This window comes from Oligella sp. HMSC05A10 (genome assembly GCF_001808335.1).
In the GTDB taxonomy this organism is placed as follows: Bacteria; Pseudomonadota; Gammaproteobacteria; order Burkholderiales; family Burkholderiaceae_B; genus Oligella; species Oligella urethralis.
In genome coordinates this window covers 1-19,289 of the sequence record NZ_KV792872.1, presented here as the reverse complement: position 1 = coordinate 19,289, position 19,289 = coordinate 1, and the positions used below count along the sequence as shown (strand labels likewise).

The following is a 19,289-nucleotide window of genomic DNA, read 5'->3' as shown; positions in this document are numbered from 1 at the left end:
TGATAATTTTTTCACAAACTATTCCTCACGCGTTTGATTCGTGTCATCACCAGGCTTAGCACCATCACTCTTTGAATGATTAGTATCGTCGGATCCGACACGATAAGGATCTAACTCAGGATAGGCCTCGGAGTAAATAAAATCTTTTTCCTCGCGACTCTGCATCTCGCTTTGCTGCTCAACCACTTGCGCACCTAAAAGCTTAGGCTTAGTTTTAAAGATCTTCAAGACCACCGAGAAGAAAATCGGTACCATGAAAATCGAGAACACAGTCGCAGCAATCATACCACCCACAACCCCAGTACCTAAGGTTCTTTGACCTGCAGCACCGGCACCTGTTGCGATCATTAATGGGGTCACACCTAAAATAAAGGCAAATGAGGTCATCAAAATCGGTCGCAAACGTAGACGAGCGGCACGCACTGTTGACTCAAATAACGGTTGACCCGTAGCCACGGCATCCTTAGCAAACTCAACAATTAGAATGGCGTTTTTCGTTGCTAAACCAATCACCGTCACTACCCCGACTTGGAAGTAAATATCATTGGACAGGTTAAAGAGATACGCAAACGCAACCGAGCCCAACAAACCTAAGGGCACAATCATCACCGCCGATAGTGGGATACTCCAACTCTCATAAAGCGCAGCCAGCACCAAGAATACCACGAACAGCGACAGTATCATCAAAATCGAGCCTTGGTTACCCGCCTCAATCTCTTGATACGATAAACCAGTCCATTCAAAACCGATATCGGCCGAAAGATTATCCCTAATCAGACGCTCCATCTCTGCCATGGCCTCACCATTCGCCACACCGGGCGCTGCGGAACCACTGATATTAACCGCAAAATAGCTGTTATAGCGTTGTACTAAGCTTTGTGCCAGGCTCCAGCGCACCTCAATAAAGTTGGATAATTCCACTAAATCACCTGTGGCATTACGCACTTTTAGACGTAATAAATCATCCGGTGAACGGCGATAAGGATTATCTGCCTGTACCCAAATATCCTGCATCCGACCCATATTTGGGAATTTACCTAAATAGGCACCACCGAGCGAAGAGGAGAGTACTTGCGCCAAATCCGGGAAGCTAACCCCATAAGTCATTGCTTTAGCGCGATCAATCTTAATCTCCAAGGATGGACCGGCACCTAGGCTAGCAATACGCACACTATTAAGTTTAGGGTTCTGTGAAGCCAAAGCAACTAATTGATCGGCCTGAGCGCGTAGCTCATTAACACCTAAGGTCCCACGGTCTTGTAAATACATATCAAAACCTGAGGCATTACCTAAAGAAGGAATCGGTGGCGGCATCACACTAAACATCGTGGCATCAGGCACCCCGAATAATAAGGCACCGGTGGCGCGACCAGCAATTTCCTGCGCTGTTGCGGTACGATCCTTAAAGTCCTTAAGCGGAGTAAAGATAATACCGGCATTAATCCCTGTACCATTAAAACTAAAACCACGAATGGATACCACGTGCTCCACCGCCTCTTCTTTTTCAAAAAATGCACGCGCCTGGTCGAGCACCGCTTCTGTACGCTCTGCCGTCGAACCCGAAGCTAACTCCACGTTCGTAATAACCACCCCTTGGTCCTCATCCGGCATAAAGGAGCCTGGCATCCGCACAAAAAACCATAAGGCACCGATGGTTAAAGCCAGATAAATAAACATCATCCGACCACCACGTTTAACTAGCTTGGCAACCCACGAGGTATAACCCTCGGTCATGCGATCGAAATTACGGTTAAACCAACCAAAGAAACCGCGACGCTCATGCGCACCAACGGTAACCGGTTTCAGGAAAGTGGCGCAAAGTGCCGGCGTAAAGGTCAAGGCAAAAAAGCCTGAGAACGCAATAGACACCGCCATAGCCACAGCAAACTGGCGGTAAATCACACCCGAGGAGCCGCTCATAAAGGCCAATGGGAAGAACACGGTCACCAACACCAGCGTAATACCGACAATCGCTCCACCAATTTGTGGCATGGCTTTAATGGTGGCTTGGAGCGGCGGAATCCGCTCTTCCATCATGATCCGCTCCACGTTTTCCACCACCACAATGGCATCATCCACCAAAATACCGATAGAAAGCACCATTGCGAACATGGTCATGGTATTGACCGACATACCGACCATCCAGAGGATCGCGAGCGTACCCAATAAGGCAATAGGCACGACTAGCGCAGGAATCACGGTATAACGGACATTTTGTAAAAACAAAAACATCACAACAAATACCAACACCACCGCTTCAAGCAAGGTATGCACTACCTTCAGAATGGATTCCTTAACATAGGGCGCCGTATCATAAGGAATGGCATAGCTGATACCATCTGGGAAATACTGTGACAGTGACTCCATCTCTGCGCGCACCAGTGCAGCAGTTTCCAAGGCATTGGCGCCGGCCGCCAGATTAATGGCAAAGGTAGCAACTGGTCTACCGTCCAATTTACCATTAAAGCTATAGGAGCTTAAACCGACTTCAACCCGTGCCACGTCCTGAACTCTGACTAACGAACCATCAGCATTGGCACGTAAAACTACGTTTTTAAATTCGTCGATATTGGTCAATTCACCATTAACTGAGGTAATGGCTGTTGTCATCAAGTCAGCATCAGTCGGCGGACCACCTAAAATACCTGCTGCGACGGGGATATTTTGTGAGCGCAAGGCGGCCGTTACATCCGTCATGGTTAAACCATAGCCACTCAACTTCTCAGGATCGACCCAGATACGCATTGCCCGCGGTGCGGAGAAAAGCTGAAAATTACCCACCCCATCCAAACGGGAAATACTGTTTTTAACGTTACGAGTGATGTAGTCAGCCACACTTGCCGCATCAATATCCGGATTATCCGAATACATTGATACAATCATCAAGAAACTGGTTAAGCCCTTAGAGTAGCGTACTCCCTGCTCCAACACGGCTTGCGGCAAGGAGGATTGAATATTAGAAACGCGGTTTTGTACGTCCACCTGCGCTAAATCCTGATCGGTCCCCGGTTCAAAGGTGACGACAATACTGGCACGACCACTCGCATCAGCGGTTGAAGAATAATACAGTAGCCCATCGGCACCATTGAGCTCATCTTCAATCAAACTGACCACCGAACGTGACACCTCCTCGGCAGAAGCGCCAGGATAGGTTGCACTAATGGTAATGGCGGGCGGTGCCACATCAGGATATTGTTCCACCGACATATTTGGGATCGCCAGCAAACCAGCAAAGGAGATAAGAATAGCCAGCACCCAGGCAAAAATCGGGCGATGAATAAAGAAATTAGACATTAATCAAGCTCCTACTGCGCTACTGCAGCCGCTTCAGTATCGGCACCCTGTTCAGACTGCTCGGCAGGGGCCTGACTTGCCGCTGTTTCAGCCGGTTGAGCCTGCTGCTCTTGTTGAGCTTGTTGGGCAGCGCCTTTAAGCTGTGGTCTTACCGTTTGACCAGTACGGATCTTAGTAAAGCCTTCCGTAATTACCTTATCACCGACCTTGACACCGCTTAATACTAGGGTACGCCCGCCAAACTCCTGACCTAATACCACCGGGCTGTCACGTACCACATTTTCCTCATCAACCAACATCACTTTACTACCGCCTTCAGAGGTACGCTGAATGGCTTGATTAGGGACAAAAATCGCATCATCTACCGAAGCCCGCGCTAAACGCACTTGCAAATACATCCCTGGTAATAGGTAATGATCAGGGTTTGGAAAGGTGGCGCGCAACTGAACCTGACCCGTGCCGGGATTGACCTGCACGCCGGTAAATAAGAGCTGACCCTTGTTTGGATAGAGGCTGCCGTCATCCATCACCAACTCAACTTCAGCCACCCCGTCACCTAGGGTTTTGAGCTTACCCTCACTTAGATCGCGACGTAATTGGCTCAGCTCATTAACGGTCTGATTAAAATCGACATACACCTTATCAAGCTGCTGTACGACAGCTAATGGACTGCCACTGCTCTCACTGACCAATGCCCCTTCCGTCACCAATGCGGGGCCTACAATACCATCGATCGGTGATTCAACCTTGGTATAGCCGAGTTTAATTTCTGCATTATTTAAGGCTGCCTGAGCCTGCTCAACAGAAGCATTAGCCAGACCGGCTTTAGCCATCGCATCATCATATTCCTGGCGGCTAATGGCTGATGAGTTTACTAAACCGCGGTAACGCTTGGCTAAGGCATTCGCACTACGGGCCGTCGCTTGCGCCTGCTTTAAGCTCGCCGCTGCTTGATTATAAGCCGCCTGATAAGGTTTAGGATCGATCTTAAATAGCAGTTGCCCCGCATTCACGCGGCCACCCTGTTCAAACTCAATGGATTCAATATTACCGGTAACACGTGCCAAAATCTGCGCATCTTTCAGTGCATTGACTCGAGCCGGCAAGGTAGTATAAACCTTAGTAGATTCAGTTTTAGCCTCAACCACACTAACAGCCATGGGCGGCGGTGCTTGCTGCTCTGAAGCATCCTCTGAGCAGGCGCTCAACGTCAAAAATGCAGTGTAGCTTAATGCCACCATAAGGCCACGTGTGGCAGCTTGATTTATCTTCATGAATGACCTATTTACTTATCTATATGCTCTCAACTCGGCGCTAGCCAATAGCTCACCGAGTAGCAGTCTGGAAAGAATAATTAAACAATGAGATGGGGTGTATTCGGAGCGCCGAAGCTAATCATTGATTAGCTCCTGACAACCACGCACTCACCACAGTTACAACTATTTTATGAGAATTATGTGCTTCGACACCGAATTACTCATGTAAAAAAGCAAAAAAACATTATATCGTAAATCTAATTGCCTAGGCAATCATTTTTGCATTTTTTAAGCTTATCGAATATCATTCTCAACCATAAATAAAACAAAAGCCCTAAAGCACGCAATCACTTTAGGGCCAATTGACATAAACGAACTTACTCGCTTAATCGAGTAACAAGGCATCGTCTTCGACCACCTCACCTCGCACCTTTTCAAACATTTCCAATAAGTCGCTCACATTCATTTGGGCGCGCTTTTCACCACTCACATCCAACACAACTTTGCCCTGATGCAACATCACCGTACGATCACCATGCTCCAAGGCCTGCTTCATACTATGGGTTACCATCATCGTGGTTAGCCCCTGCTCTTCGACAATCTTCTCGGTCAAGCCCAGAATAAAAGCGGCCGTACGCGGATCGAGGGCAGCGGTATGCTCATCCAATAACAAAATCCGACTAGGCTGCAAGGTCGCCATTAATAAACTAATGGCCTGACGCTGTCCGCCAGACAATAAACCGATACGATCGCTTAAACGATGCTCCAGTCCTAATCCTAAAATGGCCAAGCGCTCTTGGAAAAACTCACGCATTGCTGGCTTAATGGCCGCTCTTAAGCCCCGTTTTTGACCTCGGCTGTAGGCTAGCGCCAAATTCTCCTCAATCGTCAAATCCTCACAGGTACCCGCCATCGGATCCTGAAACACTCGTGCCACCTGCTTGGCCCGGTCCCATACGGGCAAACGAGTCACATCCTTTTGATTAACTAAGATTTGCCCTTTATCCACCCGCAGCTCACCAGCCACTGCATTTAATAAGGTACTTTTACCTGCACCATTTGAACCGATCACCGAGACAAATTCACCCTCGGCAATCGCAAGCGAGGCACCGCGTAAGGCTTTAGTTTCAATTGGCGTGTTTGGATTAAACGTAATATGAATATTTTTAATATCAAGCATCACGCACTCACTTTTTGAGCAATAGTTTTTTAAGTTTAGGCAAAATCAACGCAATGGTAACTAACAAGGCCGTCACTAAATTCAAGTCTTGCGCTTTTAAGCCGATGACATCACTATTTAGGGCAAAGGCGATAAAGAATCGATAAACAATCGCACCAAAAATCACCGATAGCAACACAAACAAAAAACGACGCGCGTGAATCACGCTCTGACCTAAAATAACCGCCGCTAAACCAATCACGATGGTACCGATACCCATTGAAATATCCGACCCACCCTGGGATTGTGCAAATAAGGCACCCGCCAACGCAACCATGGCATTAGACAACGCCATACCGCCGATAATGGAGCGGTCAGTTGCAACGCCCTGTGAACGCGCCATCCGCAAATTAGCACCCGTAGCCCGCATGGCCAAACCAGAACGAGTGGAGAAATATAGATTTAACAATAGCAAAACGCTAATTAAAATCAAGGTCAACAAAATAGGACGCCATAGATAATCACTGATTGCGGCCGGCACGGTGCTAGTAAACACAGTCTCATCAAAAATCAATGGAATATTCGGCCCACTCATAATGCGCAAATTAATCGAATACAGTGCCGTCATCATCAAAATACTGGCGAGCAAATCCATAATGCCCAACTTGGTATTTAACCAACCGGTAATGGAACCCGCCACCGCACCCGCCAAGGCCGCACAGAGCGACACCATAAAAGGCTCATAGCCTTGACTAATCATCAAGGCAGCAACCGCCCCACCCGTAGCAAAGGTACCATCAACCGTTAAATCAGGGAAACGCAGAATTCTGAACGAAATAAAAACGCCCAGAGCAACAAGGCTATAAATTAAACCCAGCTCTAAAGCGCCTAATGAAGCTAATAAGGACATGGCTAAAAAACCTAATCAGGCAATTCCGAAGTCATATAAAAATAAGCGCTAAGTAATCAATGACTGCCATCGAGACAATATTGATTCACTTAGCGCATAAATTATAACCAATTGTAAATTACTCGATCACTTTCTCAGCAGATTTTAGTAATTCATCACTCAACTTAACGCCGATTTGATCAGCCATTTTTTTATTTAAATGAATCGCAAGCTCATTTGAGGTTTCCCAACTGATATCACCTGGCTTTTCACCATTTAAGATACGCGCCACCATATGACCAGTTTGTACACCCAACTGCTTATAATTCAGACCTAAAGCTGCAATCGCACCGCGCGGTACGCTATCGGTATCCGATGCAATTAACGGTATTTTTGAATCTAAAGAAACCTTGGTCAAGGATTCATAAGTGGCTATCACGTTATTATCCGTGGTGGAGAAAATCAGATCTGCCTTGGATACTAAGCTACGCGCTGCTGAGCCAACATCCACCGTACGTGGGGCGGAAGCTTCAACCAAGCTCAGGCCATGCTGAGGCATCAATTCCTTTAAGCGATCAACCACAATTTTAGAGTTAACCTCACCAGGGTTATACACCATACCTACGCGTTTAGCCTCAGGCAGGGCCTTTTTGATCAACTCAATCGAAGACTCCAACGGTAATTCATCCGACATACCGGTGACATTGGTGCCGGAGGGTCCGCGCTCCTTAACCAACTGGGCCGCAATCGGATCCGTGATCGCACCGAACACGACTGGAATGCTCTTGGTAGCTGCCACTACCGCCTGCGCAGAAGGTGTGCCAATCGCCACAATCACGTCTGGGTTTTCACCTACGTATTGACGAGCAATTTGAGCCGCTGTGCCGGTATTACCCTGAGCAGTCTGGAACTTAACACGGAGATTATCGCCCTCTTTAAAGCCCTCGGCACCTAAGCCCTCGACCACACCGTCCTTAAACGCATCTAGGGCCGGATGCTCAACGATGGAGGTAATGGCAACGAACTTATCCTTGGCCATCACTGCTGTGGGTGCAGCTAATCCCAAACCTAAACTAAGACCTAATACCAGACCTAGGTGCTTTTTATTAAAACGACTCATTAATGCCTCTCCTTTTATGAGAATATTCAAGAAATACTAAATAATAATTTTATTATCGCGAATCACAAAATGATTTGCAGGCTCTTGTAACAAACTATCTAAAAACTCCGCACCCGGCAAACCGTAAATCAGCTGCATATGTTGTGCCCTCAGCGCTAGCTCCTCACGACCATAGACCCTGTTCGCCCCCTTAAAGGCTAGCACCACGCGATTACCATCCACCGTTTCGGGAAACATCACCACACGCCCATCAAAGGCAGCACGAATATTAGCCAAATTCTTAGGGAAACTTGGATGATGCCCAAAAAGATTAAAACTCGCAATCCCGTCTTTCCCTAAGATATTGGCACAACCCTTATAAAACTTTTTGGAGCTACAAACCGGTCCCTCGGCCGTGTAATCATAGAGATCCACCATTAAAAAACGATATTGCCCCTGCACTGAGGTCTCATGCACCCACTTATCTGCATTCGCCTCCACGATCTGACAGCGCTCATCTGTTGTCACGTGAAAATGGTCCTCTACACACATAATCACCAGTTCATTCCACTCCACCGCCAACACGGGTGAGTTCGTATGCTTTTGTAAAAAGCGAAAATGGCTCCCCGCCCCCAAGCCCAGCAAAGCAATCGCCGACTCACTATCGGCTGCTTCAAACAGCAGCCAAGCGCACATTTGCTGCGTATATAAAAACACCAATGAGTTCGGATCTGACAAGGACATCGCCCCTTGCGCCCAAGGACTGTCAAAATGCAAATACAATACCCCACCTTGTTCAACCATCATGGGCACATCAAATTCAGGATCGGGAACATGCTTAGTGCGCATTAATTACCCCTAAAAATCGATTAAAAATAACTCTATCTTAGTGAAGTTTGGTAGTAATTTGCGCTGTTATGACGACAAATAGCAAAATTGCTGCCTTGATTGTTAATATAGAGTCTTTGAATTTAATTTAAAAAAAACGATGATTGCCACTTGGAATGTCAATTCTTTAAAAATACGTCTACCCCAAGTTATTGACTGGTTAAAAGCAAACCCCGTCGATATCTTGTGCATACAAGAGTTAAAACAGGATAATGAGTTCTTTGATTTAGCCGCTTTTGAGGAGATAGGCTATCAGGCTTGTTGGTCAGGTCAAAAAACCTATAACGGGGTAGCGATTATCAGTCGCCATAAAGCCCATGATGTTGTGCGCAACAACCCCTATTATGAAGATGCTCAGCAACGCTTAATTGCTGCCACCTTTGATTCGGCGCAGGGTCCAATCCGTATTATCAATGTCTATTGCCCTAATGGTAGCGCCGTCGGTAGCGATAAATATGAGTATAAACTCGCTTGGTTTGAGCAACTGCACCGCTTCCTCGAGGAGGAAATGGCTAGCTATCAACAACTACTCATTACCGGCGACTTTAATATTGCCCCCGAAAATAGGGATGTACACGATGGCTACAAAGGTGACATCTTAATTTCAGCGCCAGAGCGTGCTGCCTTACAAAAACTGATGGACTTAGGTCTGCATGATGCCTTTAGGCTATTTGAACAAGAGGAAAAAAGTTTTTCCTGGTGGGATTATCGCATGATGGGCTTTAGACGCAATGCCGGTCTACGTATTGATCATATTCTGATTAGCGATGCCCTCAAAGCGCTCTGCAAGGCCTGCTGGATTGACAAGGAGCCGCGTCGTTTAGAACGTCCCTCCGATCACGCCCCAGTGGTCGCAGATATTCAATGGCAGCTAATTAAATAGCTAGTTACCACGACTGAAGCCCTTAAGACTCAACGTAGCTGAGCTTAAGGGCGACATTGGGCATATTGGGCACCATAACGCTCACTTCTGTCTTGTACTGTACGCGCCACTCGCAATAACCAGCCTTTATTTTTATAAGTGCCACGTCTATAACCGCCCCACCCCTCATGATAATTTAGATAAAGCGCATAAGGGTCCCATTTAGAAACGCCATTCAGTTGCTGGGCTTTATCAGCATACCAACCAATAAAGTCCAAGGCGTCGCTCATATTAGAGCGGCTAGCAAAGGCACTATTTTCACGCTTATAATCGCCCCACACCTCATCTTTAGCTTGTGGATAGCCATAAGCGGAACTGGCTCTAGTGCCGGGAATAATACCCAAAAACCACCGTCTAGGAGGTCGTGCATCATGCCTATAACCCGACTCCTGATACACGATCGCCATTAAAATTTGCGGTGGCACACGCCACTTTTGATGACTTTTGATAGCAGCACGATGCCAATCCGGCTTTTCATTAAAAATGGCACAGATATTTTCAGGTTGCGAGGGCGGTGTCTTATTCGTTGCACAGGCTGATAGCAGTAGACAGACACCCACCAACATCAGATACTTAAGTAATACATTATTACTTCTAAAGTTAAGGCTTTGTTTTAACATACAGCAATTCCAATGACTAAAGTAGTAATGCGCAATCAAGCTAAGCGGCATCACTGGCTGAAATACAGCTCTGCGCAATCGCTATTTTCAGCATTTTTGTGATTAAATTCCAGCCATCACGCAATTGATGAATAGCATATATAATAAGCTATTCAACGCAAGCAATCCGAGGAGATTTGATGTCTACAGCCAAAGCCAATCTCAGCTTTTTTGTTTTGTTACTGATTCTGGTAACCATTGGCTTTATTGCCACTATTATGCCTTGGTTCGGCTCAATTTTTTGGGCGGTAATTTTTGCCGTTATTTTTTGGCCGTTGCACACCTGGATTCAGCGCAAAATGCCACGATTCCGTAACTTAGCGGCATTAATCACGCTCATTTTATGGATTTTTTTGGCACTGATTCCCTTATTACTGATTACTGGCGCCTTGATAAGAGAGATTAATATCTTCTACGAGTTAGTGCGAGACGGTAAATTTAACATCGTCACCTACTCTAATGCCATTCTTGAGCGCATGCCCTCATGGCTAGATAATGCCTTGGGTTATTTTGAAATCACCGATTTAGCTGATATCCAGACAAAAATACAGGCCTCACTTGCCAACATCAGCCGCACCGCAGCCAACCAAGCCGTCTCTGTCGGGCAGAACACGCTTTGGTTCTTTGCGGCCCTCGGTGTGATGCTGTATGCCATGTTCTTTTTCTTTAGGGATGGACCAAAATTAGTTGATCGAATTAAATACACCATCCCTTTAACCAACGAATATCGCAATGCCTTATTTGAGCGCTTTACCACAGTAGTTAAAGCCACGGTTAAGGGCAATATCTTGGTTGCCATAGTACAGGGGACCTTGGGTGGTATTATTTTTGCCTTTTTAGGGGTGCAGGGGGCGATTCTTTGGGGCGTTATCATGGCTTTCTTATCGCTCTTACCTGCTGTAGGCAGTGCCTTAATCTGGTTCCCGGTGGCTGTCTACTTTCTTGCCAGCGCTGCGATTTTTAAAGGGGTAGTGCTGTTACTCTTTGGCTTTTTTGTGATTGGCTTAACGGATAATGTACTCCGCCCTATCTTAGTAGGTAAGTCCACCAAACTACCAGACTGGTTGATTTTAATTTCTACCTTGGGCGGTTTAAGTGTGTTTGGGATTAATGGCTTTGTGATTGGCCCTCTTCTCACAGCCTTATTTATTGTGTCTTGGCAACTTTTTGCTGAGACCATGATTGAGCATGATGCCAATATGCTCAGGCTTAAGAAAACAGAGGCTTTAGAAAAGCTTAAAGGCCCTAAAGCCACTGGCAAATAGCTGCATAGTGTCGCTTTTTTGCAGCAATTGTAGGGGCAAATTGATTACAACAACAAAAGCGAGAAAAACACTTGACGTGGTAGCGTTTATCCCCTATAATTAAATGCTTAGTTAGTCGATACGTGATGATATCTCAAATCACACTAACTACTCAACTAAGTGCGAGCGTGGCGGAATTGGTAGACGCACTGGATTTAGGTTCCAGCGCCGTGAGGTGTGAGAGTTCAAGTCTCTCCGCTCGCACCACAAAAAGCATGAATCATGCACCTCTTAAGAGATTGTGAGTAATTTAAAATTACAACGAGCAATCCAAAATTCTTTCATCATCAAGCTTTATACTTCAAGTATCGGCCAATTTCGGCATCTGTGAAACGACATTCTGAGTAGCTTTCTCTAACCTGTGCTTCGCTTTCAGCGAAAGTAACTGTTTTTTATCTTCTAGCATAATGACGGGCTTGATTAAAGTAGCTAATTAGCAGCTACAAATTAGGTTAAACCTAAAATGATCGGACAACGAGTGTGACATAGGGGCTACATAAGTAATTATCATTCCATAACTAAAGCGCCAAGTCATTGGCCACCATTACACCCTGCTTTTCACTAATCACTCCATTCATTCGCCACTCAGGATTGATAGCTGTGATTTTGCATTGCAAAAATCAAACTTCCTTTCAGTCCTAGGCTCCGCTCTTTGATGCTAAAATAGCTTTTTTTCAAATGTACTAAATTCGACTAGGCGCCTTATCTGCAGAGGTATTTTTTACGATGAGCACCAAAAGCTATAAAGAACTTAAAACAATTCGTGACTTAATTCGCTATGCCGTATCATCTTTTAATCAAGCAGACTTAAGCTTCGGTCATGGTAATGACAATGCCTGGGATGAAGCGGTTTATTTGGTGCTAGAGCGCTTGAATTTACCACTGGATCAATTGGAGCCCTATATTGATGCGCGCATACTTGAAAGTGAAAAAAAATTAATATTAGACCTGATTCATCAGCGCGTCACCACCCGCATGCCCTTAGCGCATCTTACCGGTGTAGCTTGGCTGCAAGGACATCGCTTTTTAACCGATAAGCGCGTGATCGTCCCCCGTTCCCCGATTGCCGAGCTGATTGTACAAGATGAGTTAGCACCATGGGTAGAAGACGTTGAAAAGCCCATGAGCATGCTGGATATGTGCACCGGCTCAGCTTGTTTAGCCATCTTACTAGCACTGACTTTCCCTAATAGTACAGTCGATGCGGCTGATATTTCCGAATATGCGATTTTATTAGCGCAGCGCAACGTAAACATGTACAAACTCGAGGATCGAGTGCGTATTATTGAAAGTGATTTATTTAAATCACTCGATAGTAATCATAAGTACGATGTGATTATCTGCAACCCGCCCTATGTGACAACACAAAGCATGCGTAGATTACCGGATGAGTATCGACATGAGCCGGTATTGGCACTGCATGGGGGAGATGATGGCATGGATGTGGTGCGTAAATTCCTCAAGCAAGCCCCTAAATACTTAAATGAAGATGGCTTTGTGGTCTTAGAAATCGGCTTTAATATGGAGCATTTTTATCGTGCCTTCCCGCAGTTAGAGCCTATCTTTTTAGAAACTGAATTTGACCCAAGTATTATCTTAATGTTAACTAAAACTGAGTTACTCAAGTTAAGCGATAGTACTAAATAGTATTGATAACACTTACCTTATTCAAGCCTCGGCACCGACCGAGGCTTTTGCTTTTACACTCACAGTCTCTGATAAATAAAGCGCTTAAGCGGACACTTCAAAAGTTCAGACTACAGCAAATTTGACTAGCGGATTTTGGGCTGCTGCTTTGATGCTAAAATAAATACCCATCAATTCACTCGCATCTCAAACATCATAAAGGACTTTGCAAAGCAATGATCAAAGCCCAAGGCTTAACCCTTCGTCGTGGCACCAAACTGTTATTAGATGAGGCAGAATTCACTATCAACCCCGGTGAGCGCGTCGGTATTGTCGGTAAAAACGGTGCCGGCAAATCCACCCTGTTCGCCTTAATTCAAGGACATATCGAACAGGATGCAGGCACCTTAACGATCCCACAAGGCTGGGAAATTGCTGCTGTTAGTCAGGACGTGTACGGTCAGGAAAAAATTGCTAGAGACTTTGTCATTGATGGCGACAGCCGTTTACGCGCTTTACAAAAAGCACGAGCCGAGGTGTCAGAAGATGACGGTATGGCCATTGCCGAATTAGAAACCGCCTTAAACGATGCTGGTCATTGGTCTGCTGAGTCGCGTGCAGAACAGCTGTTAGCAGGTTTAGGCTTTGCACCTGAGACATGGGATAAAGCCGTCAGTGAGTTTTCCGGAGGTTGGCAGGTCAGACTGTCGATTGCTCGTGCGTTGATGAAGCCCTCCGATTTACTACTCTTGGATGAGCCGACCAACCACTTGGACTTAGATGCCATGGCTTGGTTGGAGCAATGGCTTGCCGCCTATCAGGGCACGGTACTGCTAATCTCCCACGATACCGAGTTTTTAAATAATGTGGCGCGTGTTATTTTGCATTTTGAACAGCATAAATTGCAACGCTACCGCGGCAATTATGAGTCCTTTATTGAGCAGCAGGCTGAACGCATGGCTCAGCATGAGCAGGCGTATGAAAAGCAACAAAAAGAGATTCAACATATGCAGTCTTTTATTGACCGCTTTAAAGCCAAGGCGACAAAGGCCAAACAAGCACAAAGCCGAGTAAAGGCTCTTAATCGCATGCAAAAGCTCGCACCGCTGCAACTAAGCTCAGGGATTAGTTTTAGCCTTCCACAGCCCGAACAAATGCCCGATCCGCTAATTATCATTGATAAAATAGACCTTGGATATGAGCCCACTCAGCCAATTTTAAAAAACGTCAGCATGATGATTAGAGCGGGAGCTCGTATTGGCATGCTAGGGGTCAACGGTGCAGGAAAATCTACTTTTATTAAATCGCTTGTGGGTGAATTAGAACCATTAAGTGGCACCATCAAGACTGCCAAAGGCGTTAATATCGCCTATTTTGCTCAGCAGCAACTGGACATGCTGGACCCACAAGCCACTCCCCTGTTGCATATGATTCGCATTGCTCCCAATGAACGCGAGCAAAGCTTACGCGACTACCTCGGTGGCTTTGGCTTTATTGGTGAGCAAGCCCTCGCTAAGGTCGAACCTTTTTCCGGTGGTGAAAAAGCTCGTTTAGCCCTTGCTCTTCTGGTTTGGAAAAAGCCCAACCTCCTACTACTCGATGAACCGAGCAACCACTTGGATGTTGATATGCGTGAAGCCTTAGCAAGGGCACTAACCCAATTTGAAGGCAGCATCCTACTTGTATCACATGATCGGCACTTACTCCGTAGCACCACTGATGAGTTGATGATCGTCGCCGATGGCAGCATCAGCGAGTTTGATGGCGACTTAGATGATTATCAGCAATGGCTTACGGACAAAAAGGCGACTGAACGCCAAGAATCAACCCTTGCCAAGCAACAAGATCGTTTAGCCACCACAGACGAGATTACACCTCTCGACCGCCGAGCCCGAAGACGCCAAGAAGCTGAAGAAAGACAACGTTTAGGTATTCTCAAAAAGCCGCTGATTCAGGAACTGAAGCAGATTGAAAGCAAACTGGAGAAAGCGTTAGAAAGACTTGAAGAACTGCAAAAGGCTATGAGTGATGAAAACTTCTATAGCGATGAGAATCGAGACAATCGCATAGCGCAATTAAGTGAGCATGGGCAATTGGAAGCGCAGAAAAACCAACTGGAAGAACGCTGGCTCGAACTCACTGAAGCAATCGAACAAATCGATAAAAGCTAACAAAAACACTTCATATTGCATAAAAACACCTTTAATAAAACACGCACTCAAGATGATTTGAAAATTTTTGTTTTACAAACCCAGTAAATATGGTATCGTTCATGTGAATAAAGTATTTAAGATTAAAGGTTAGCAAATCAATCTTTCATCCTTTTATTTTTAGCTGACAGCCGTTTTTCTAAAAAACGTTGTAAAAGCTGATAAATACTAACTAGTGAAAGTCATAATAGCCAAAGTGCTCAACGCTTGGTAAATTAACATGACTTATATTTTTGGAGGAAACCCTTATGTATAAAAAACTTCTACTTACAGCGACATTAGCCGTGTCTTCCATATTTGCCACAGCGCAAGCAGAAAACCCTAAGTTTTTAAGTATGTTAACCGGTGGTACAGGCGGCACCTATTATCCCTTAGGTGGTGCAATCGCTAAGATTATTAGCGACGAAACCGGCATCAAAACCGATGCTTTGTCTTCTAACGCTTCTGCGGATAACATCATTGCTGTAAATAACGGCGAAGCTGAAATCGCTTTCACACAGACTGACGTAGCAGCTTATGCGATTGATGGTGTAAATAACTTTGAAGGTAAGAAAGTCGAAGGCATCCAAGCTCTTGGCTCTCTTTACCCGGAAACCGTTCAAATCGTTACAACGGATAAGTCCGGCATTAAAACAGTCAATGACTTAAAAGGTAAAAAGGTCTCTGTGGGTGCGCCGGGTTCCGGTACCTATGTGAGTGCAGAGCAAATTCTTGAGGTTTACGGCCTAAACATGAATGATATCCGAGCACAGCACTTAGATTTCGGTGAGTCTGTGGGTGGTATTCAAGATGGCAATATTGATGCAGCCTTTATTACTGCAGGTACACCAACCGGTGCCGTTGAGCAATTAACAGCCACTGCAAAAGTCAATGTACTACCTATCGACGGCGAAGAAGCTAAGAAGCTTATCGATAAGTACCCTTTCTATGGTGTTAATACGATCAAACAAGGTACTTATGGTCTAGCCAACGACGTTAACACTGTTGCCGTGTTAGCGATGTTAGTAGTAAAAAAAGATCTTCCTGAAGATGCTGTCTACAACATCACTAAAGCAATTTATGAAAACGTAGATAAAATTTCACATGCTAAAGCAAAAGAAATTTCTTTAAACAAAGCATTAGATGGTGTTGGTTTCGACTTACATCCCGGTGCTAAAAAGTATTATGAAGAAAAAGGTTTAGAAGTTAAATAATAAAACATCTATTCCAATTAAAAAGTCGATAACATTAGTTATCGACTTTTTTAAATACTATGCAACAAATCGTTTTTAGAAAAAAACAAACTTTTATCGGGATAGTAATTATCCTACTTGTTATTTTTACTGCATTAGTAATAATAAGAGCATTATCTCACCAACTCGTCTTAGTTTTTTCAGACCGCAAGACACAAAAAATAGAAGCTCTTTTACCTATTGAACCGGGCAATCGATTCAGTATTATTTTTGTTCATTCGATACACCATAAAGATGTTGTTGAAATATACCGCGTCAATGAACAAAATGAGATTGAACAAACAGACATTATTTTTGAAGAGTTTGGCATAGGCATGCCGTCAAATGCACCACCCGGTGCGCTATTTGTCACTGAAAATGGCAAATACCACATCAAAAACCTAAACTTAATAATGCCTTCTATGATTATCCGAAACGGCAAAACAGTATCTAAGCATCGTCTTTTGTGGTTCGATAAAAATGACAAAGCGCACCAAGTATATTTTAATCAATACTTTAAACCCGGCGCTTGGTTAGAAATCAAGGTTAAAAACTTACCACGTTATTATTTATGGAAGGAGCCATTAATTCATGACTCAAAAGTATCCAAACAAACCCACTGATCCTGATAAGGCACGAGACGTTGACATTGCTGAAGAGAAAGAGTTAACCCCTGAAGAGCATGCAGCGTTATTAGAGAAGTTTGATGTCGAATCACGTACCCGCCACCTAACCGGAATCATGGCAAGTATTGTCTTTGTCGCGTTAATCAGCTTCTCATTATTCCAAATTTACACTGGCGTCTTTGGGCAGTTTACAGCATACATCCAACGTACAGTGCATTTAGGCTTTGCATTATCGCTCATTTTCTTCTTGTTCCCGGCCAAACGCGGGACAGCAAAAAATCACGTCCCTTGGTACGATTTAATTTTAATTTTACTGGCGATTTTGGTTTGTGGCTATTGGCCAATGTACTACGAGACACTCGTTCGACACGTCGGCACCATTACAGGCGCACAGCTTGTGATTGGTTCGCTGGCTATTTTGCTGACACTCGAAGCCACCCGCCGTGCCGTAGGACTGCCTATTGTCATTATTTCAGTTGCGTTCTTGTTATATGCCTACTTCGGTCAATCGATGCCCGGCATGTTTGCCCACCGTGGTCTAACAGAGCACCAATTGGTTAAAGCCATGTTCTTTACCACAGAAGGTATTTTAGGCACCCCGTTACAAGTATCCTCTACCTACATCTTCTTATTCTTACTCTTCGGATCATTTTTAGTGCAGACCGGGGTAGGAAATTACTTTAACGACTTAGCAGTGGCTATTGCAGGTAAGCGAGTTGGTGGACCAGCAAAAGTCGCCGTATTCTCGAGCGCCTTACAAGGTACTATCTCAGGTAGTTCGGTCGCTAACGTAGTCACTACAGGTTCCTACACCATACCTATGATGAAAAAGCTTGGGTATAACAAAAACTTTGCAGGTGCAGTCGAGGCTGCAGCGTCTACCGGTGGACAAATTATGCCACCTATTATGGGGGCAGCTGCATTCCTGATGATCGAGTTTGCCGGCGTTCCCTATTGGGATATTGCTAAGGCAGCCACTATTCCGGCCATACTATATTTTTCAGGGATTTGGATCATGACCCACCTCGAGGCAAAACGTACCGGGTTACTTGGACTTCCTGACGATCAGATCCCTAAAATGAAGTTCGTTTTAAAACGCCTGCATTTACTTTTCCCGATCCTTATTATTGTCCTACTGCTTTTTAAAGGCTTTAGTATTGAAAGAACGGCATTGTTAGGGATTGTTTCGGCGATTGTTGTCTCTTTATTCCTCAAAGACACACGCATTACTCTTCCGAAAATCATTGAAGCACTCACCTCCGGAGCCCGTACAGCACTGGGTGTAGCGGCTGCGTGTGCGTGCGCGGGGATCATTGTCGGTGTCGTCACAAAAACAGGCTTGGGCTTAAAAATGGGTAATGGCTTGCTGGATATGGCCGGCGCACTGGCATCCGGCAATTTGCAGCTGCAAATTTTACTCACCCTAATGTTTACGATGGTGACGTCTTTAATTATCGGGATGGGTTCACCCACAACGGCTAACTATATCATTACATCAACCATTGCCTTACCTGCCGCTGTTGCCATTAATCATATATTGCCTGCTAACGAAGCAGTTCCTATTTTAGCGGCGCATATGTTTGTATTTTATTTCGGTATTGTCGCAGATATTACACCACCTGTGGCTTTGGCAGCATTCGCCTCGACAGGGGTTTCAGGCGGTGCTCCTATTCGCACAGCGGTTAACGCGACCAAACTGGCGATTGCGGCATTTATTATTCCGTACATGTTCGTCTTCCAACCACAGCTATTATTAATTGACACTAACTTTGTTGAAGTGATCATCATGTTAATAACAGCGATTACGGGAATGATTGCCATCGGTGCCGGATTAATCGGTTATTGGTTTTTTAAATTGAATCCAATCCTGCGACTTATTTCTTTGGTTACCGGTATTTGCTTAATGTATCCCGGTGGTAATACAGATATTATTGGCGCAATTATCTTTGTGATGCTGGTTGCTTATCAACTGGTACGCATCAAGGCTAATCCGGCACTTAAAAACAGTTAGAAATCATTTAATAACTTAGCTACGCTCTACATAAAATAACCCCAGGAAAATTAACTTTCCGGGGGTTATTTTATGCAGAAAAACGACCGCGTTAAGATCAGACTGAGACTTTTGCATAAAAACGGTTAAATAGCG

Annotated in this window: 14 protein-coding genes and 1 tRNA gene; 8 read left to right on the top strand and 7 right to left on the bottom strand. The window is 45.0% G+C overall.

The features are described from left to right. Positions 1-18: 18 nt before the first annotated feature. The 6 genes from HMPREF3144_RS03355 to HMPREF3144_RS03330 form a co-directional block, all read right to left on the bottom strand. On the bottom strand, positions 19-3,294 hold the full coding sequence (locus HMPREF3144_RS03355) for a multidrug efflux RND transporter permease subunit (RefSeq protein WP_018026203.1): 3,276 nt from the start codon (positions 3,292-3,294) through the stop codon (positions 19-21). A gap of 11 nt (positions 3,295-3,305) precedes the next feature. Beyond that, entirely contained in the window at positions 3,306-4,568 is a 1,263-nt protein-coding gene (locus HMPREF3144_RS03350; protein ID WP_070476405.1) for an efflux RND transporter periplasmic adaptor subunit, read from the bottom strand. Positions 4,569-4,935: 367 nt separating this feature from the next. Further along, the gene (locus tag HMPREF3144_RS03345) at positions 4,936-5,730 is read right to left on the bottom strand and encodes an ABC transporter ATP-binding protein (RefSeq protein ID WP_018026205.1); all 795 of its coding nucleotides are present in this window, start codon (positions 5,728-5,730) and stop codon (positions 4,936-4,938) included. A 7-nt stretch (positions 5,731-5,737) separates the two neighbouring features. After that, a complete protein-coding gene (locus tag HMPREF3144_RS03340; protein ID WP_036558293.1) occupies positions 5,738-6,619 on the bottom strand; it encodes an ABC transporter permease in 882 nt (293 codons plus the stop codon). A 118-nt stretch (positions 6,620-6,737) separates the two neighbouring features. Then, positions 6,738-7,718: an ABC transporter substrate-binding protein gene (locus HMPREF3144_RS03335; protein WP_018026207.1), complete on the bottom strand. Its 981-nt coding sequence runs from the start codon at positions 7,716-7,718 to the stop codon at positions 6,738-6,740. A 36-nt stretch (positions 7,719-7,754) separates the two neighbouring features. Beyond that, complete coding sequence (locus HMPREF3144_RS03330; RefSeq protein WP_070476403.1) at positions 7,755-8,546, bottom strand: spermidine synthase; 792 nt, start codon at positions 8,544-8,546, stop codon at positions 7,755-7,757. 139 nt (positions 8,547-8,685) lie between these two features. Here HMPREF3144_RS03330 and xth point away from each other — a divergent pair, with 139 nt between their 5' ends. Further along, positions 8,686-9,468 (top strand): exodeoxyribonuclease III, encoded by a 783-nt coding sequence (xth, locus tag HMPREF3144_RS03325; protein ID WP_070476401.1) that lies wholly within the window; start codon positions 8,686-8,688, stop codon positions 9,466-9,468. 44 nt (positions 9,469-9,512) lie between these two features. On the opposite strand, the gene HMPREF3144_RS03320 is transcribed toward xth, so the two are convergent. Further along, the gene (locus HMPREF3144_RS03320) at positions 9,513-10,127 is read right to left on the bottom strand and encodes a transglycosylase SLT domain-containing protein (RefSeq protein ID WP_070476399.1); all 615 of its coding nucleotides are present in this window, start codon (positions 10,125-10,127) and stop codon (positions 9,513-9,515) included. Between the two features lie 179 nt (positions 10,128-10,306). Here HMPREF3144_RS03320 and HMPREF3144_RS03315 point away from each other — a divergent pair, with 179 nt between their 5' ends. The 7 genes from HMPREF3144_RS03315 (at position 10,307) to HMPREF3144_RS03285 (ending at position 19,154) form a co-directional block, all read left to right on the top strand. Further along, complete coding sequence (locus HMPREF3144_RS03315) at positions 10,307-11,431, top strand: AI-2E family transporter (protein ID WP_070476397.1); 1,125 nt, start codon at positions 10,307-10,309, stop codon at positions 11,429-11,431. Positions 11,432-11,592: 161 nt separating this feature from the next. Then, a tRNA-Leu gene (locus tag HMPREF3144_RS03310) sits at positions 11,593-11,677 on the top strand. Between the two features lie 519 nt (positions 11,678-12,196). Then, positions 12,197-13,117 (top strand): 50S ribosomal protein L3 N(5)-glutamine methyltransferase, encoded by a 921-nt coding sequence (gene prmB / locus HMPREF3144_RS03305; protein ID WP_018026212.1) that lies wholly within the window; start codon positions 12,197-12,199, stop codon positions 13,115-13,117. Positions 13,118-13,332: 215 nt separating this feature from the next. Further along, complete coding sequence (locus HMPREF3144_RS03300; protein WP_070476395.1) at positions 13,333-15,267, top strand: ABC-F family ATP-binding cassette domain-containing protein; 1,935 nt, start codon at positions 13,333-13,335, stop codon at positions 15,265-15,267. A gap of 287 nt (positions 15,268-15,554) precedes the next feature. Beyond that, positions 15,555-16,499 (top strand): TAXI family TRAP transporter solute-binding subunit, encoded by a 945-nt coding sequence (locus HMPREF3144_RS03295; RefSeq protein ID WP_018026214.1) that lies wholly within the window; start codon positions 15,555-15,557, stop codon positions 16,497-16,499. 59 nt (positions 16,500-16,558) lie between these two features. Then, positions 16,559-17,140 carry a DUF1850 domain-containing protein gene (locus HMPREF3144_RS03290; protein ID WP_018026215.1) on the top strand — a complete coding sequence of 194 codons (582 nt, stop codon included), beginning with the start codon at positions 16,559-16,561 and terminating at the stop codon, positions 17,138-17,140. After that, positions 17,109-19,154 carry a TRAP transporter permease gene (locus HMPREF3144_RS03285; protein ID WP_070476392.1) on the top strand — a complete coding sequence of 682 codons (2,046 nt, stop codon included), beginning with the start codon at positions 17,109-17,111 and terminating at the stop codon, positions 19,152-19,154. The genes HMPREF3144_RS03290 and HMPREF3144_RS03285 overlap by 32 nt, the downstream gene beginning before the upstream one ends. Positions 19,155-19,289: the final 135 nt, after the last annotated feature.

What these genes read in the sequence shown, in the direction of transcription:
- HMPREF3144_RS03355 (WP_018026203.1), bottom strand. Translation starts at nt 3,294, where the DNA reads ATGTCTAATTTCTTTATTCATCGCCCGATTTTTGCCTGGGTGCTGGCT.
- HMPREF3144_RS03350 (WP_070476405.1), bottom strand. Translation starts at nt 4,568, where the DNA reads ATGAAGATAAATCAAGCTGCCACACGTGGCCTTATGGTGGCATTAAGC.
- HMPREF3144_RS03345 (WP_018026205.1), bottom strand. Translation starts at nt 5,730, where the DNA reads ATGCTTGATATTAAAAATATTCATATTACGTTTAATCCAAACACGCCA.
- HMPREF3144_RS03340 (WP_036558293.1), bottom strand. Translation starts at nt 6,619, where the DNA reads ATGTCCTTATTAGCTTCATTAGGCGCTTTAGAGCTGGGTTTAATTTAT.
- HMPREF3144_RS03335 (WP_018026207.1), bottom strand. Translation starts at nt 7,718, where the DNA reads ATGAGTCGTTTTAATAAAAAGCACCTAGGTCTGGTATTAGGTCTTAGT.
- HMPREF3144_RS03330 (WP_070476403.1), bottom strand. Translation starts at nt 8,546, where the DNA reads ATGCGCACTAAGCATGTTCCCGATCCTGAATTTGATGTGCCCATGATG.
- xth (WP_070476401.1), top strand. Translation starts at nt 8,686, where the DNA reads ATGATTGCCACTTGGAATGTCAATTCTTTAAAAATACGTCTACCCCAA.
- HMPREF3144_RS03320 (WP_070476399.1), bottom strand. Translation starts at nt 10,127, where the DNA reads ATGTTAAAACAAAGCCTTAACTTTAGAAGTAATAATGTATTACTTAAG.
- HMPREF3144_RS03315 (WP_070476397.1), top strand. Translation starts at nt 10,307, where the DNA reads ATGTCTACAGCCAAAGCCAATCTCAGCTTTTTTGTTTTGTTACTGATT.
- prmB (WP_018026212.1), top strand. Translation starts at nt 12,197, where the DNA reads ATGAGCACCAAAAGCTATAAAGAACTTAAAACAATTCGTGACTTAATT.
- HMPREF3144_RS03300 (WP_070476395.1), top strand. Translation starts at nt 13,333, where the DNA reads ATGATCAAAGCCCAAGGCTTAACCCTTCGTCGTGGCACCAAACTGTTA.
- HMPREF3144_RS03295 (WP_018026214.1), top strand. Translation starts at nt 15,555, where the DNA reads ATGTATAAAAAACTTCTACTTACAGCGACATTAGCCGTGTCTTCCATA.
- HMPREF3144_RS03290 (WP_018026215.1), top strand. Translation starts at nt 16,559, where the DNA reads ATGCAACAAATCGTTTTTAGAAAAAAACAAACTTTTATCGGGATAGTA.
- HMPREF3144_RS03285 (WP_070476392.1), top strand. Translation starts at nt 17,109, where the DNA reads ATGACTCAAAAGTATCCAAACAAACCCACTGATCCTGATAAGGCACGA.